Source organism: Alphaproteobacteria bacterium (assembly GCA_016124955.1).
GTDB lineage: Bacteria > Pseudomonadota > Alphaproteobacteria > UBA9219 > RFNS01 > RI-461.
The window spans coordinates 78,165-92,082 of record WGMR01000003.1 but is presented as its reverse complement, the minus strand read 5'-3'; the positions used below and the strand labels follow the sequence as shown (position 1 = coordinate 92,082).

Annotated in this window: 13 protein-coding genes; 7 read left to right on the top strand and 6 right to left on the bottom strand. The window is 56.4% G+C overall.

What is annotated here, in order from left to right; translation table 11 throughout:
* Genes rfbD through rfbC form a run of 3 tightly spaced genes read right to left on the bottom strand, consistent with a single transcriptional unit; the run spans nucleotide 1 to nucleotide 2,578 of the window.
* The gene (gene rfbD / locus GC131_01345; protein ID MBI1272718.1) at nucleotides 1–993 is read right to left on the bottom strand and encodes a dTDP-4-dehydrorhamnose reductase; all 993 of its coding nucleotides are present in this window, start codon (nucleotides 991–993) and stop codon (nucleotides 1–3) included.
* Nucleotides 915–1,988, bottom strand: a complete 1,074-nt coding sequence (gene rfbB / locus GC131_01340) for a dTDP-glucose 4,6-dehydratase (protein MBI1272717.1) — start codon at nucleotides 1,986–1,988, stop codon at nucleotides 915–917. The genes rfbD and rfbB overlap by 79 nt, the downstream gene beginning before the upstream one ends.
* An 11-nt stretch (nucleotides 1,989–1,999) precedes the next feature.
* A complete protein-coding gene (rfbC, locus tag GC131_01335) occupies nucleotides 2,000–2,578 on the bottom strand; it encodes a dTDP-4-dehydrorhamnose 3,5-epimerase (protein ID MBI1272716.1) in 579 nt (192 codons plus the stop codon).
* Between the two features lie 211 nt (nucleotides 2,579–2,789).
* Between rfbC and GC131_01330 the strand changes: the two genes are divergently transcribed.
* From GC131_01330 to GC131_01315, 4 genes are all read left to right on the top strand, one after another.
* Nucleotides 2,790–3,671: a glycosyltransferase gene (locus GC131_01330; GenBank protein ID MBI1272715.1), complete on the top strand. Its 882-nt coding sequence runs from the start codon at nucleotides 2,790–2,792 to the stop codon at nucleotides 3,669–3,671.
* 98 nt (nucleotides 3,672–3,769) lie between these two features.
* Nucleotides 3,770–4,609, top strand: a complete 840-nt coding sequence (locus GC131_01325) for a ferritin-like domain-containing protein (protein MBI1272714.1) — start codon at nucleotides 3,770–3,772, stop codon at nucleotides 4,607–4,609.
* A gap of 76 nt (nucleotides 4,610–4,685) precedes the next feature.
* The gene (locus GC131_01320) at nucleotides 4,686–6,233 is read left to right on the top strand and encodes a glycine--tRNA ligase (GenBank protein ID MBI1272713.1); all 1,548 of its coding nucleotides are present in this window, start codon (nucleotides 4,686–4,688) and stop codon (nucleotides 6,231–6,233) included.
* 8 nt (nucleotides 6,234–6,241) lie between these two features.
* Nucleotides 6,242–8,938: a pyruvate, phosphate dikinase gene (locus GC131_01315; protein MBI1272712.1), complete on the top strand. Its 2,697-nt coding sequence runs from the start codon at nucleotides 6,242–6,244 to the stop codon at nucleotides 8,936–8,938.
* Here GC131_01315 and GC131_01310 read toward each other — a convergent pair.
* Complete coding sequence (locus GC131_01310; GenBank protein MBI1272711.1) at nucleotides 8,935–9,831, bottom strand: folate-binding protein; 897 nt, start codon at nucleotides 9,829–9,831, stop codon at nucleotides 8,935–8,937. The genes GC131_01315 and GC131_01310 overlap by 4 nt on opposite strands.
* Nucleotides 9,832–9,843: 12 nt before the next feature.
* On the opposite strand from GC131_01310, the gene GC131_01305 reads away from it, so the two are divergent.
* The 3 genes from GC131_01305 (at nucleotide 9,844) to secD (ending at nucleotide 12,226) form a co-directional block, all read left to right on the top strand.
* Nucleotides 9,844–10,176: a hypothetical protein gene (locus tag GC131_01305; protein ID MBI1272710.1), complete on the top strand. Its 333-nt coding sequence runs from the start codon at nucleotides 9,844–9,846 to the stop codon at nucleotides 10,174–10,176.
* A gap of 65 nt (nucleotides 10,177–10,241) precedes the next feature.
* Nucleotides 10,242–10,643 (top strand): preprotein translocase subunit YajC, encoded by a 402-nt coding sequence (gene yajC / locus GC131_01300; GenBank protein ID MBI1272709.1) that lies wholly within the window; start codon nucleotides 10,242–10,244, stop codon nucleotides 10,641–10,643.
* A 5-nt stretch (nucleotides 10,644–10,648) separates the two neighbouring features.
* On the top strand, nucleotides 10,649–12,226 hold the full coding sequence (gene secD, locus GC131_01295; protein MBI1272708.1) for a protein translocase subunit SecD: 1,578 nt from the start codon (nucleotides 10,649–10,651) through the stop codon (nucleotides 12,224–12,226).
* 6 nt (nucleotides 12,227–12,232) lie between these two features.
* Here secD and GC131_01290 read toward each other — a convergent pair whose 3' ends face one another.
* Both GC131_01290 and GC131_01285 read right to left on the bottom strand, forming a co-directional pair.
* Entirely contained in the window at nucleotides 12,233–12,718 is a 486-nt protein-coding gene (locus GC131_01290) for a nicotinamide-nucleotide amidohydrolase family protein (GenBank protein MBI1272707.1), read from the bottom strand.
* A 3-nt stretch (nucleotides 12,719–12,721) separates the two neighbouring features.
* Nucleotides 12,722–13,879: a bifunctional 2-C-methyl-D-erythritol 4-phosphate cytidylyltransferase/2-C-methyl-D-erythritol 2,4-cyclodiphosphate synthase gene (locus GC131_01285; GenBank protein ID MBI1272706.1), complete on the bottom strand. Its 1,158-nt coding sequence runs from the start codon at nucleotides 13,877–13,879 to the stop codon at nucleotides 12,722–12,724.
* Nucleotides 13,880–13,918: the final 39 nt, after the last annotated feature.

The following is a 13,918-nucleotide window of genomic DNA, read 5'->3' as shown; positions in this document are numbered from 1 at the left end:
TCATGCCACCTGTTTCGGTTGGTTTTTAACGAGCGATGCTACCGCGCTGGCAACTTCATTCTGCCATGCGGGAGCGGCAATGCCATAGACTTTTTCAATCTTGCTGCAATCCAGCGCCGTCATGGGCGGTCTTTTGGCCGGGGATGGAAATTCATCGCTCTTGCAGGGCAGAATCGGCGGCATCTTGATGCCATGCGTGGCTTCAAGTAACCCAGCAACATACCGGGCAAACTCAAAGCGGGAAATCGCAGGCGTTCCGGCGAAATGGAATGTACCGAAGCCATTACTTTTGCCCGAAAATATTTGCTGCCCGATATGGATAATCGCCCGCGCCAGGCTATCAGCCGGGGTAGGACAGGTGGATTGATCGGCCACCATTTTCACTTCCGGCTGCTTTTGCAAAATACCAAACAGCTTCGTAAGCACATTTTCGCCGTACGCGCTCATGACCCATGAAACGCGCAAAATCACGTGCCACGCCAGCTCGCCGCGCACGGCATCCTCGCCAAGCATTTTATTAAAGCCGTAAGTGTTGATCGCATGCGGCTCATCGGTTTCCACATAAGGCGTCTGTTTTGTGCCATCAAAAACATAATCGGTTGAAATATGGATGACGGGTATGTCGTTCGCGGCGCATGCCACGGCGATATTTGCGGGCCCGAGAAAATTAACTTCACGCGCGCTTTCTTCGTCCCGTTCGCAGGCATCGACATTCGTCATGGCGGCACAGTTGATCACGATATCCGGGCGAAGTTCGGGAATACGGGCAAAGACATCTTTTTCCTTGGCGATATCAAGTTCACTACGGCCCCAGCTATGCAGCTGCCAATCTTTGGGTATCGGGGCGTTGCGTACAGCTTGCCCGGTCTGGCCATTGGCGCCCAGAAGCAAAACGCTTTTACGAAGCTCGGCCATTAGCTGGCCGAGGTCGCTGCTGCGGTCTGACCCAAACGTTCGCCGGCATACTGCCGGCCATGGATATCTTCCCACCATATGCGGTTACCGAGATACCAATCGACCGTTTTTGCAAGCCCTTCAGGCAGCATGATCTTGGGCTTCCAGCCCAGTTCGTTGTTCATCTTGGTGATATCGGTCGCATAGCGCTTGTCGTGGCCCGGCCGGTCGGTCACGAATTCGATCAATCCTTCGTGCGGGCGATGCGCTGCGTCCGGCAGCTTTTCATCCAAAAGCGTGCAAAGCTGCTTCACCAGATCGAGGTTTGTTTTTTCCCCGTCGCCGCCGATCATATATTTCTCGCCAAGTCTGCCGCGCGTCAGCACGAGCCACAGTGCTTCGGCATGGTCATCGACATAAAGCCAGTCACGCACATTATCGCCCTTGCCGTACACGGGAAGCTTTTCGCCCCGCAGCGCCTTGGTGATCATGTTGGGGATCAGCTTTTCCGGGAACTGGTAGGGCCCGTAATTGTTGGAACAATTGCTGATTATGGTCGGCAAGCCATAGGTCTGGTACCAGGCGCGCACGAGATGATCGGCGCCCGCTTTGCTGGCGGAATAAGGAGAATTCGGCGCATAGGGGGTCGTTTCGCTGAAAGCGCCATCCTTCCCGAGCGAACCGTAAACTTCGTCGGTCGAAACATTATGGAAGCGGAATCTTTCCTGCTTTTCTGGCGGCAGACTGGCCAAATATACGCGGCTGGCTTCAAGCAGCACATAGGTGCCGATCAGGTTGGTATGGATAAAAGCGCCTGAACTATCGATGGAACGATCGACGTGCGTTTCTGCGGCAAAATGGATAACAGCGTCCGGCGCCGTTGTTTCCATGACATTCACGATGGCCGCATCCGTAATATCGAGCTTGCAGAACTGGAAGCCGGGAAATTTCTGCAGGTCTTCCAGCGTACGCGGGCTTGCCGCATAGGTCATTTTATCGACGCCGACAATCTCGGCCAGATTGTTTTGCAAGACGTAGCGGCAAAAAGCGGAACCGATAAAGCCTACAGCGCCCGTAACCAGTATTTTTTTCACGCAACCTCCGCCTAGCTGTCGGAGTATCTGAAGTATGGCTGCAGCGAGCCGAAGGCGGGAAGATCCTGATCCTTGGACGACAAGATCGCCCGGCTCGTATCGACCGGCCACGGAATGTTAAGGTCAGGATCGTTCCAGATAATGCCAGCCTCATAGCCGGGGGCATAGTTGACCGACATTTTATACAGCACCTCGGTATCGTCCACGAGCGAACAGAAACCGTGCGCGAAACCCGCCGGGATATAGAGCTGCGCCGGTTCGTCTGACGAAAGCGTAACGCCAATGAAGCGCCCGAAAGTAGGGGAGCCGTGGCGCATATCAACCGCGACATCATAGATCTTGCCGCGCGTCACGCGGATAAACTTCGCCTGCGCGTGCGGCGGGGTCTGGAAATGCAGGCCGCGCACCGTGCCCGCCTTGGCGTTCACAGAAAGATTTTCCTGAACGAAAGCGGGGTTGATGCCCATTTCCTGCAAATGCGCGTTGTTCATGGTTTCGCACACGAAGCCGCGATGATCGCGATGGATTTTCGGCTTGATGAGTTTGATCTCGGGGATAGCGAGCGATTCAATGGTCAGGTTAATTGGCATGGAATTCGCTGCCGTTCCTGTATCGGGTTTTTCAATAAGCATGGTTGTCATATTGCTATAGTTTCGGGCACAAAGGTCAAACAAATCCTTCCTTTCGTAACGCACCGGTTTTGCCTAAACTTATGCGAACGAAACAGGCAGAATGTTCTGAACTTACTATCAGACCACACAAAACCAAGCCAGCCCAAACCAGAATATAAGTGATATCAGTATGTTAACGTTGACTAGCGTGATCATCGTCAGCTACCGGACGGGCCCGATCCTGATGCAGGCGCTTGAATCGATCCTGAAGCAGAGCGCGCCGGTCGAACTTATTGTCGTAAACAACGGCAACCCGCCGAATGTTCTGCAAGCGCTGGAAGGCATGACGGGGCAGCATGAAAATTTTTGCCTGATCTCCGGCCACGGCAATATTGGCTTCGGCCGCGCCTGTAATCTTGGCGCCAAAAAAGCCAAGGGGGAATTTTTACTGTTTCTCAACCCGGATAGCGTGCTTGGCGTAAATGTCATCGAACAATTCATCAATCACACAAATGGCCTGCAACGTCCCTATATGCTTGGGCCGCGCATCACGCACCGCGACGGCACCGAACAGCGCGGCTGTCGCCGTGCGTTGCTGACGCCTACAACCGCTTTCAACGAAGCTTTCGGCGTCGGCACCGACAAGGTCAATCTTATGAATGAACCGCTCCCCGGACATATGACCCGCATCCCTGCCATAAGCGGCGCATGCATGTTTATGCCCCGTGAGGATTTCTGGCGCGTCGATGGTTTTGACGAAGATTATTTCTTGCATGTCGAGGATATGGACCTTTGCTACCGCTTCAACCGGCAGGGCGGGCATATATGGTTCGTGCCGGATATTGTAGTCTATCACGAAGGGCAAACGAGCGATGTTCCCGGCAGTTTCGTGGAATGGCATAAAACCAAAAGCTTCGTTCAGTACTTCCACAAGCATTTCGGTGATACGCACCACATTCTGTTCCTGTGGCTGCTTGATATCGCGTTGGTTGGCCGTTTTATCGCCAAGATGGGGCTGGCTTACGGGAAGCGGGCTGCTAGGGCGTTAAGGGCGCGCAAAAGCAGCCAATAAGCGGCTATACAACTTCAAGAAAGTGCGTGATCTTTTTGAATTATATTGTTAAATAGCTACCATGCTAAGGCCATATTTCACGCCCAATTCATGAAGCCATGACAAACACGCGCTATACACACTGGAAAATCGATGATCTGCCGTGGGGGCAGTTCGACCGGAGCAAGGTAAACCCTGATCTGCTCAAGCTGATCAAGGCCGCAGCGCTGGTCGAATACAACGCCCACGACTATGCCCGCTACATGCGCGGCATATTCGCAAACGACCCGGCGTTCCAAAGCTCGGCTGAAAGCTGGGCGGACGAAGAAGTCCAGCATGGCGCGGCGCTTGCCCGATGGGCTTGCATGGCCGACCCGGATTTCGATTTTGAAGCCGCTTTCAGGCGTTTCACCACAGGCTATAAGGTCAGCCACTTCGCCGCCAATGAATCCGTGCGCGGCTCGCAATCGGGGGAGCTGATCGCACGCTGCATCGTGGAGACCGGCACGAGCTCCTATTACACGGCGATCGGCGATGCGGTGGATGAACCGGTTCTGAAGGCCATATGCCGCCGCATCGCGGCCGACGAACTGCGTCACTACAAATTGTTTTACGATTTTCTGAAGCGGTATCTGCAACAAGAAAGCCTCAACCGGATAGAACGGTTGAGGATCGCGGTCGGCCGCATGTGGGAATCGGAAGACGATGAACTCGCTTACGCTTTCTATGCCGCCAACGCCCCTTTGGACGAAACCTATGCGCGCAAGAAGTACAATATCGAATATCTGGGGCGCGCCTATAAATTCTACCACCCGCACCATGTCGATCGCGTGGTAGCCATGCTTTTCAAGGCATGCGGGCTTAAGCCACACACCGCGTTGCATGGCGTTGTCAGCAAGGCCGTATGGTGGGCCAAGGAAACAAAAGCCCGCAAAAATGCCCTCGCCAAAGCCGCCTGATGCCGTTACTGTTCGGCCCGGAAACAGGCAATAACGGCACCTTATATATATGAGCAACCAGCCCGAAACATCCGTCATGAGCCGCATCGTGGCGCTGTGCAAGCGCCGCGGCTTTATTTTTCCCGCATCGGAAATCTATGGCGGCCTTAACGGCTTCTGGGATTTCGGCCCGCTCGGCGTGCAGCTGAAAAACAACCTGCGTGACGCATGGTGGCGCGATATGGTGCTGTGCCCGCCCATAGGGCCGGACGGCAAACCGCTTTCCATCGTCGGGCTCGACAGCTCGATCATCCAGCATCCGCAAACATGGGTTTCTTCGGGCCATGTCGGCGGCTTCAACGATCTGATGACCGATTGCAGGGAAACCAAGCTACGTTACCGCGCGGACCATGTGATGGTTTTTAACGTCCTATATGAGGACAAGAAGGGGACAATAGAAACTTTACTGATCGGTAGTATTGATGGAGATGATGTACTGCATGGCGTGCTTAAAAAGGCAAAGAAGGTTCTTCAGAAAAATGGTGGCGGCACGATCTGTACCGACAACGAAAATGACGTAGCGGAAATATATTACAAGGCATTTAACGTTCGTCCATTTAGCTCTCTATCTGATGAAGACCAAAAAAGCGTCTATGGCCCAGACGCTTCCGAACCCGGCACACTGACCGAGCCGCGCCCGTTCAACCTGATGTTCGAAAGCTATGTCGGCGTTTTCCAGAACGAAGACAGCAAGGTCTATCTGCGCCCCGAAACGGCGCAGGGCATATTCCTGAATTACAAAAGCGTGCTCGACAGCACGCGCGTGCGCCCGCCCTTCGGCATCGCGCAGGTCGGCAAGGCGTTCCGCAACGAAGTTACGCCGCGCAACTTCATTTTCCGCACGCGCGAGTTCGAGCAGATGGAAATGGAATTTTTCTGCCCGCCCGAAGAGTCCGCCACATGGTTCGAATTCTGGGTCTGCACGCGGCTCGGTTGGTGGAAAGAGCAGGGGCTTTCGCCCGGCAACCTGCTGCGCCGCGACCACGAAAAAGACGAGCTTTCACACTATTCCACCGCGACCGCAGACGTCGAATACCTATATCCCTTCACGGCCCCCGATTTCGGCGAGCTTGAAGGCATTGCCCATCGCGGCGATTTCGACCTGACCCAGCATCAAGCCCACAGCAAAACCAAGCTGGAATATTTCGATCAGGAAAACAGTAAATCATACCTGCCGCATGTGATCGAGCCCGCAAGCGGGCTGACGCGCGGCGTGCTCGCGCTTTTGTGCGAAGCCTATCAGTATGACGAAAGCCGCGCTTCGCCCGAATGGCTGAAGCTGAAGCCCGCGCTTGCGCCCGTAAAGGCAGGCATCTTTCCGCTCGTGAACAAAGATGGCATGCCGGAAGTGGCGGAAAAACTTTACCTCGATCTCCGCAAGGCTTTCCCGTGCCAGTATGACGCCAAGCAATCGATCGGCAAGCGCTATGCCCGTATGGACGAGGCCGGAACGCCTTTCTGCATCACCGTCGATGGCGATACGTTGAAGGACCAGAATGTAACCATCCGCATCCGCGATACGGCGCAGCAGGAAAAGGTCCAGATTGATAAGGTCAAAACATACATCCAACAGAAAATCAGCTGAGGATTGCAATGACGACGACGGCATGGGTTTACAGCTTTGGCGATGGCAAGGCCGACGGCAAAGGTGGCATGAAGGAGCTTCTGGGCGGCAAGGGCGCAGGGCTGGCCGAAATGTCCAACCTTGGCCTTCCTGTGCCGCCCGGCTTCACGGTTACGACCGAGGTTTGCACCTATTACTATGCCAACGGCAAAAGCTACCCGCCAGAATTGGCGGCGCAGGTCGAAAAGGCGCTGGCGCAGGTGGAAAAAATTGTCGGCGCCAAATTCGGTGACGCGGCAAACCCGCTGCTGGTTTCGGTGCGTTCAGGCGCGCGCGCTTCCATGCCCGGGATGATGGACACGGTTTTAAACCTCGGCCTCAACAGCACGACCGTGGAAGGGCTTGCCAGGCGTAGCGGCGATGCGCGTTTTGCCTATGACAGCTATCGACGCTTTATCCAGATGTACAGCAATGTCGTGCTCGGGATCGATCACCACAATTTTGAAGAGGTGCTCGATGATATCAAGCGCACCAAGGATTATAGAAACGACACCGATCTGAAGGCCGAGGATTGGAAAGAGGCGATCGGCGAATATCTGAAGGTGGTCGAACGGCGCATCAAGCGCCCGTTCCCGCAAGACCCGCAGGAGCAGCTTTGGGGCGCTGTCGGCGCCGTTTTCGGTTCATGGATGAACCAGCGTGCAATCACCTATCGTCGCTTGAACGAAATTCCGAGCGATTGGGGCACCGCCGTCAATGTGCAAGCCATGGTGTTCGGCAATATGGGCAACGATTGTTGCACCGGCGTGGCCTTTACCCGCAACCCTTCGACCGGCGAGAATTTGTTTTACGGCGAATATCTTGTGAACGCGCAAGGCGAAGATGTGGTCGCCGGCATTCGCACGCCACAGCAGATTACCATTAAGGGAAAGCAAGCCAACAATTCCGACCTGCCGGCGATGGAAGAAGTCATGCCCGAAGTGTTCGGCCAGCTCGCGGATGTGCGCCTCAAGCTCGAAAAGCATTACCGCGATATGCAGGATATCGAATTCACGGTGCAGCAGGGCAAGCTTTACATGCTGCAAACCCGCAACGGCAAGCGCACCGCCGCCGCCGCGCTCAAGATTGCTGTCGATATGGTCGGCGAAGGGTTTATTACCCGCGAAGAAGCGTTGATGCGTCTTGAAGCGCGCGCGCTTGATCAGCTTTTGCACCCTTCGCTCGACCCCAAGGCGACATGCGATGTCATCGGCAAGGGTTTGCCCGCATCACCGGGCGCGGCATCGGGCGCCGCCGTGTTTACGGCCGACGAAGCCGAAGACAGGGCCGCAAAAGGCGAAAAGGTTATTCTGTGCCGCGTCGAGACCAGCCCCGAAGACATCCATGGCATGCATGCCGCAAAAGGCATTCTAACCAGCCGCGGCGGCATGACCAGCCACGCGGCCGTGGTTGCGCGCGGCATGGGCCGGCCTTGCGTCGCGGGCGCGGGCGATCTGCGCATCGACAGCAAGGCAAAAACAATTACGACCAGAAACATCACCGTAAAGCATGGCGAGATGATTACCATCAATGGTTCGACCGGCGAAGTGATGCTGGGCGAGGTGCCGACCATCCAGCCGGAACTTTCCGGCGATTTCGGCACGGTGATGGATTGGGCCGACCAAACGCGCCGCCTGCGCGTGCGTGCCAACGCCGAAACCCCGCTCGATGCCCGCACGGCGCGTAAATTCGGGGCAGAGGGTATCGGCCTTTGCCGCACCGAGCATATGTTCTTCGACGCAGAACGTATTATCGCGGTGCGCGAAATGATCGTCGCCGAGGATGAGGCGGGCAGGCGCGCCGCACTTGCGAAGCTTGAGCCGATGCAACGCCAGGATTTCGTGGAGCTGTTCGAGATTATGGGCGGCCTGCCTGTTACGATCCGGCTGCTCGATCCGCCCTTGCACGAATTTTTACCCAAAACCGATAAGGAAATCGACGAGGTTGCGAAAGCATCCGGCGTCAGCGCCGACAAAATCCGTCAGCGGGCGCATGAACTGCATGAAGCGAACCCCATGCTTGGACATCGCGGCTGCCGCCTCGGTATTTCTTATCCGGAAATATATGAAATGCAGGTGCGGGCTGTTTTCACGGCCGTGATCGAGGTCATGAAAAAGAACGGCAAGCCGGTTGTACCGGAAATCATGATCCCGCTGATCGCCACGAAAAAGGAACTGGATATCCTGAAGGCAATGGTCGATCAGGTGGCAATGGATGTGCGTAAAAAATTCGACATCGAATTCACCTATCTTACCGGCACGATGATTGAGCTGCCGCGCGCGGCGCTCCGCGCCGGTATTATTGCCGAAACCGCAGAATTCTTCAGCTTCGGCACCAACGATCTGACACAGACAACCTTCGGCATCAGCCGCGACGACGCGGCGACTTTCCTGCCCGATTACCAGAGGGCCGGAATTTTCGAGCACGACCCGTTTGTCACCATCGATCAGCAAGGTGTGGGCGAATTGATTAAAATCGCAGCCGAGCGCGGCCGCGCAACCCGCAAGGATATCAAGCTCGGCATATGCGGCGAGCATGGCGGGGACCCGGCTTCAGTGAAATTCTGCGACCGCACGGGGCTGGATTACGTTTCCTGTTCCCCCTACCGGGTTCCTATCGCACGCCTTGCAGCGGCGCAGGCAGCTATCGAGGCCAGCAAACAGGCAAAGACCAAGCAGGCTGCCTAGCCCGGCAACTGCATCCATGCAGGCTTGAATGGCTTGAGCGGCACGCCATCGCATATAAACGCGCCGTTGCTTTCGATCATTTCAAGCGTTTCCCTGATGCGCAGCATCGCAAGCCCGATGCCCGGAACGCTGCTGCGCATATCGCCGATATCCTTGCCATCAAGCGTTATAGGTGCGCCGCGGGGAGGGGCGTTGCCTTCCATTTGCACGGGGAACAGGCGCTTTTTAACAAGCCCGCGATAATGTGTGCGTGCGGTCAGCTCTTGACCCATATAGCAACCCTTTTCAAAGCTTATGCCGTTTAGAAGATCGAAGTTCGCTTCAAGCAAAACATCGCTACCGGCATCGATGTCGCGGGCCCCATCACCGACTCCGAGCTGAAGGCGGGCGCGGTCATATTCAATCAAGTTCCCTGCATCGTTATTCTGTGTATCGTTTTCCACGATCGCGCGCGCCCACAAATCCGGATGGCGCGGATCGGGAATACTCTTTGCGCCGCCTAAAGGATAGGCAAACACTTTATGCGTCGCTTCTAGGCTATTGATCTGGATTTTGCTGCGCAGTTTGTAACGCGACAAAAGCGCGATCAGTTCATGTGCGCGTCCGGCTTCTATATCCAGCAAGTAGCGTTCGCCCGTGCCGGTGATGAACATATCGTACAAAAACTTGCCCTGCGGCGTGAGCAGCGCGGCATATACGGCCTTGCCTGGCATGGCCAGCGTCACATCGTTGCTGACCAACCCTTGCAGGAACCCGCAGGCATCCGGCCCGGCCAGTCCGGCAACGCTGCGGTGGGCTAAATAAACGGCTTTCATAATGGTCAGGTTCGCTCTGGGCAGGCTGGACGCGGCATCGGCTCTGTCATACACTGCGGCCTGTTTAATTGCCAACATAGATGAGAAATCATGCGTAAACTCCTGACAATTCTTGTCCTGCTAAGCCTTACAGGTTGTATTGAAAGGCTGAACGAAGAGTATGACCGGATAACCGAATTTTTCTATCCGGGCCAGAATATCAAGCCCATTGAAGGCGAACAGCCGCATCAAAGCTGGTGCTATGAAACCATCGGCGAGCCCGATTGCTATACGGGCCCGCAAGATGTGCCGAAAGATCGCCTGATCAACGTTGACCCCGTATCCCAGCGCCCGCTGACGCCGGAACAATACGATGCCATGATGAAGCCCCACCCGGCTACGCCGGTTCAAAAAGCCCCGCTCGGCACCGCCAAAACACCCTAGCGCGGTTGCCACGGGGCTCAAAGCCGTTATAGTCCGCCCGGAAACACATCTGAGGATATACACCCATGATTCTTGACCATCTTAGCCTTATCGGCACCGCATTCGCACAAGACGTCGCTCCGGCTGCAGGCGTAGCGCCAACCAGCGCCGGCGGCGCCTTCATGCAATTTCTGCCGCTGCTGCTTATTTTTGTAGTTTTCTATTTTATCCTGATCCGGCCACAGCAAAAGAAGTTTAACGAGCATAAAACCATGCTCAATGCGTTGCGCCGCGGCGACAAGGTCGTGACCGGCGGCGGCATCATCGGCAGCATCGCAAAGCTTGAAGGCGACGATCACCTTGTTATCGAAATCGCCGAGGGTGTGAAGGTCAAGGTTTTGCGCAATACCGTGCAAAGTCTCGTGGCCAAGCCGGAACCGGCCAACGCCAACAGCAGCGAAAAGGGCGAAGCCGGCAAGGCCTCCTGACCGCTATGGTTTATATCGAACGCTGGAAAGTTATCCTTATCCTGATCGTCGCCTTTCTGGCGATCGTGTACGCGTTGCCGAACACGCTGCCGCCCGCGGCGGTCAACTGGGCACAGGCACATCTGCCGCGCTGGCTGCCAAGCCAGACCGTTAATCTCGGGCTCGATCTGCGCGGCGGATCCCACTTGCTGCTCGAAGTAGAAACCGATGTCGTCATCCAGGAAACGCTGAACGGGCTGGTGGATCAGGTGCGCGGTGACCTGCGCAAGGAAAAAATCGGATACACCGAACTCGGCGTCACGGATGGCAAGGTTTCGCTGCGCGTCATTGACCGCAGCCAGCTAGACCAGGCGCGCACCCTTTTGCATGAAAACAACCGCGATCTTGCGGTAACCGCGAACGGCGAAGGTTACGTGTTTGTTGGCATGGGCGAAGATTATGTGCGCGATCGCAAGCTCAAGGCACTTGAACAATCCATCGAAATCGTCCGCCGCCGCATAGACCAGACCGGAACGCGCGAACCTTCGATCCAGCGGCAGGGCGATAACCGCATCCTCGTGCAACTTCCCGGCGTCGATAACCCTGAACAGATCAAAAGTCTTTTAGGCCAGACGGCGAAATTAAGCTTCCGCTTCGTCGATGCCGACGTACAGCCGGCAGATATCGTTGCCGGCCGTATCCCGCCGGGAACCGAAGCCATGCCGTCGGCCGACCGGCCTGGCGAGATGGTTGTGGTGCAAAAGCGCGTGATTTTGTCCGGCGATACGCTTGTGGATGCGCAAGCGACCTTCCAACAGGGCGGCGAACCCGTGGTTTCTTTCCGCTTCGACAGTGTCGGCGCCAAAAAATTCGGTGACGCGACGCGGGAGAATGTCGGCCGCCTGTTCGCGATTGTGCTCGATAACAAGGTCATCAGCGCGCCCGTGATCCGCGAACCCATTTTGGGCGGCAGCGGCGTGATTTCCGGCAGCTTTACAACCGCAACCGCTAACGAGCTGGCGATCTTGTTGCGTGCGGGCGCATTGCCCGCGCCCATACATATTCTGGAAGAACGCACGGTCGGCCCCGGTCTTGGCGCGGATTCAATCAGAGCGGGCACGCTCGCGACCGTTATCGGCACCTTGCTTGTCGTTATATTCATGCTGCTCAGCTATGGCCTGTTTGGCGTATTCGCGAATGTCGCGCTTATATTCAACGTCGCGATGATCTTTGCGGTTCTTTCGGCCCTGCAAGCCACGCTGACGCTACCGGGTATCGCCGGGATCGTGCTTACGGTCGGCACGGCGGTTGATGCCAACGTCTTGATCTTCGAGCGCATAAGGGAAGAGGTGCGTTTGGGCCGCACCCCTATAGCGGCGGTTGATGCCGGGTACAGCCGCGCGATGTCCGCGATTATCGATGCCAACCTGACGACGTTGATCGCATCGGTCCTGCTTTACACGTTCGGTTCGGGTACGATCAAGGGCTTCGCCGTTACGCTATCGATCGGCATCGTAACCTCTATGTTCTCGGCGATCATGATGACGCGGCTGATGGTGATCAAATGGCTGCGCGGGACGAAGCCGAAGACCATACCAATCTAGGGTAAATCAAAGCACCTGCTGAAGCAGCCTGAGCGCGGCCTCGACACTCGCGAGCCGCACGGCATCGCGGTTGCCTTTGAACTGGTATTTTTCGATCTTGATCGGGCCTTGCTGCTGCGCGGCAGCCACATATACCAGCCCGACCTGCTTGCCCTGCGTAGCTCCATCGGGCCCCGCAATGCCGGTTACAGCCACGCTGTAATTCGCTTTGGAACGCTCCAGCGCGCCCTTGGCCATGGCGCCGGCCACTTCGCTGCTCACAGCCCCGTGGTTTTCGATCAAAAGGCCGGGGATGCCCAGCATCGCGATCTTGGCATCGTTGGCATAGGTCACGAAACCGCGATCCAGAACCTTCGACGAGCCAGGTACTTCGGTCAGCAAACCGCTGATCAGACCGCCGGTGCAGGATTCGGCGACGGCAAGCCTGGCGCCGCGCTGCTGGCATTTATCCAGCAGATCGGTTGCGAGCTTGATGAGATCGGGTGCAAACATGGGCTAGTTCGGCGGCAGGCGGATGGTGGCGACAGCTTGCGCAGCAATGCCTTCGCCGCGCCCGGTAAAGCCAAGCTTTTCCGTGGTCGTGGCCTTAAGGCCAATGCGGTCGGGCGTGATTTCCATCAAATCGGCCAGCCTTGCAACCATCGCATCCCGGTGCGGATTAATTTTTGGCTCCTCACACAGGATTGTCGCGTCGATATGGCCGATGATGCCGCCGCGCTGCCGCACCATATTCACGGCGTGACGCAGGAAGTGGCCGCTTTCCTTGCCCTTCCATTGCGGATCAGTGTTGGGGAAGTGGTAGCCGATATCCCCGGCACCGAGTGCGCCCAGAATTGCATCCGTGATCGCATGAAGCGCGACATCGGCGTCGGAATGACCTTCAAGCTTTTTATCGTGCGCGATCTTGATACCGCACAGAATAACGCCATCACCCGGGATAAGCCGATGCACATCAAAACCGAAGCCGGTGCGCACATCGTCAATCGGGGTGCCAAGCAGGCGGGCGGCGCGGCCAAGATCATCAGGGTTCGTGATTTTCATGTTATCCGGGTTTGAAGGAACGAGGGTTACGGGAATACCGGCTTTCTCTGCTACCGCCGCATCGTCCGTCAATTCGTGCGCGACGGCCGAGCGATGGGCTGCGAGTATAGCACTAAAATGAAAACCTTGCGGGGTATGCGCCTGCCATAGATTGCTGCGGTCGATAGTGGTATCAATAATATCGTTGGTACCGCGCTTCAACGTATCAACCAGCGGCTTGGCCGCGATCGCGCCCTTGGCGTTTTCAAGCACCTTGCAAACGGATGTGATGGTCGCGGCATCGATCAGCGGGCGCGCAGCATCGTGGATAAGCACATGTTTTGGCGCTTTAGCCTCCAGCGCTTCCAGACCGCGCCGAACAGATTCCTGCCGCGTTGCACCGCCCTTAACGGGTTCCAGCAGTGGAATGCCTTCTACGGCCTTATCGTACAGCGCGCGATGCGCTTGGTTAATAACGACCTGCACGTCATCGATAAGCGGGTGGTTAATGAAGGCAAGGATACTGCGGCGCAGGATCGGCATCCCGCCAAGATCCTGATACTGCTTCGGTAAAGCGCCGCCAAAACGCTCTCCCGCGCCTCCTGCAACGATTATTGCTGTCGTACCGCCCATTAAACCCATCCAGATGCGAACGCGGGAAAGTAGCGTTCT

Excerpts from the sequence above, each read along its gene's own strand:
- GC131_01320 (MBI1272713.1), top strand. The coding sequence starts at position 4,686 with ATGAGCCGCATCGTGGCGCTGTGCAAGCGCCGCGGCTTTATTTTTCCC.
- GC131_01305 (MBI1272710.1), top strand. The coding sequence starts at position 9,844 with ATGCGTAAACTCCTGACAATTCTTGTCCTGCTAAGCCTTACAGGTTGT.
- rfbC (MBI1272716.1), bottom strand. The coding sequence starts at position 2,578 with ATGCCAATTAACCTGACCATTGAATCGCTCGCTATCCCCGAGATCAAA.
- GC131_01315 (MBI1272712.1), top strand. The coding sequence starts at position 6,242 with ATGACGACGACGGCATGGGTTTACAGCTTTGGCGATGGCAAGGCCGAC.
- GC131_01325 (MBI1272714.1), top strand. The coding sequence starts at position 3,770 with ATGACAAACACGCGCTATACACACTGGAAAATCGATGATCTGCCGTGG.
- GC131_01310 (MBI1272711.1), bottom strand. The coding sequence starts at position 9,831 with ATGTTGGCAATTAAACAGGCCGCAGTGTATGACAGAGCCGATGCCGCG.
- GC131_01330 (MBI1272715.1), top strand. The coding sequence starts at position 2,790 with ATGTTAACGTTGACTAGCGTGATCATCGTCAGCTACCGGACGGGCCCG.
- GC131_01290 (MBI1272707.1), bottom strand. The coding sequence starts at position 12,718 with ATGTTTGCACCCGATCTCATCAAGCTCGCAACCGATCTGCTGGATAAA.
- GC131_01285 (MBI1272706.1), bottom strand. The coding sequence starts at position 13,879 with ATGGGCGGTACGACAGCAATAATCGTTGCAGGAGGCGCGGGAGAGCGT.
- secD (MBI1272708.1), top strand. The coding sequence starts at position 10,649 with ATGGTTTATATCGAACGCTGGAAAGTTATCCTTATCCTGATCGTCGCC.
- rfbD (MBI1272718.1), bottom strand. The coding sequence starts at position 993 with ATGGTGGGAAGATATCCATGGCCGGCAGTATGCCGGCGAACGTTTGGG.
- yajC (MBI1272709.1), top strand. The coding sequence starts at position 10,242 with ATGATTCTTGACCATCTTAGCCTTATCGGCACCGCATTCGCACAAGAC.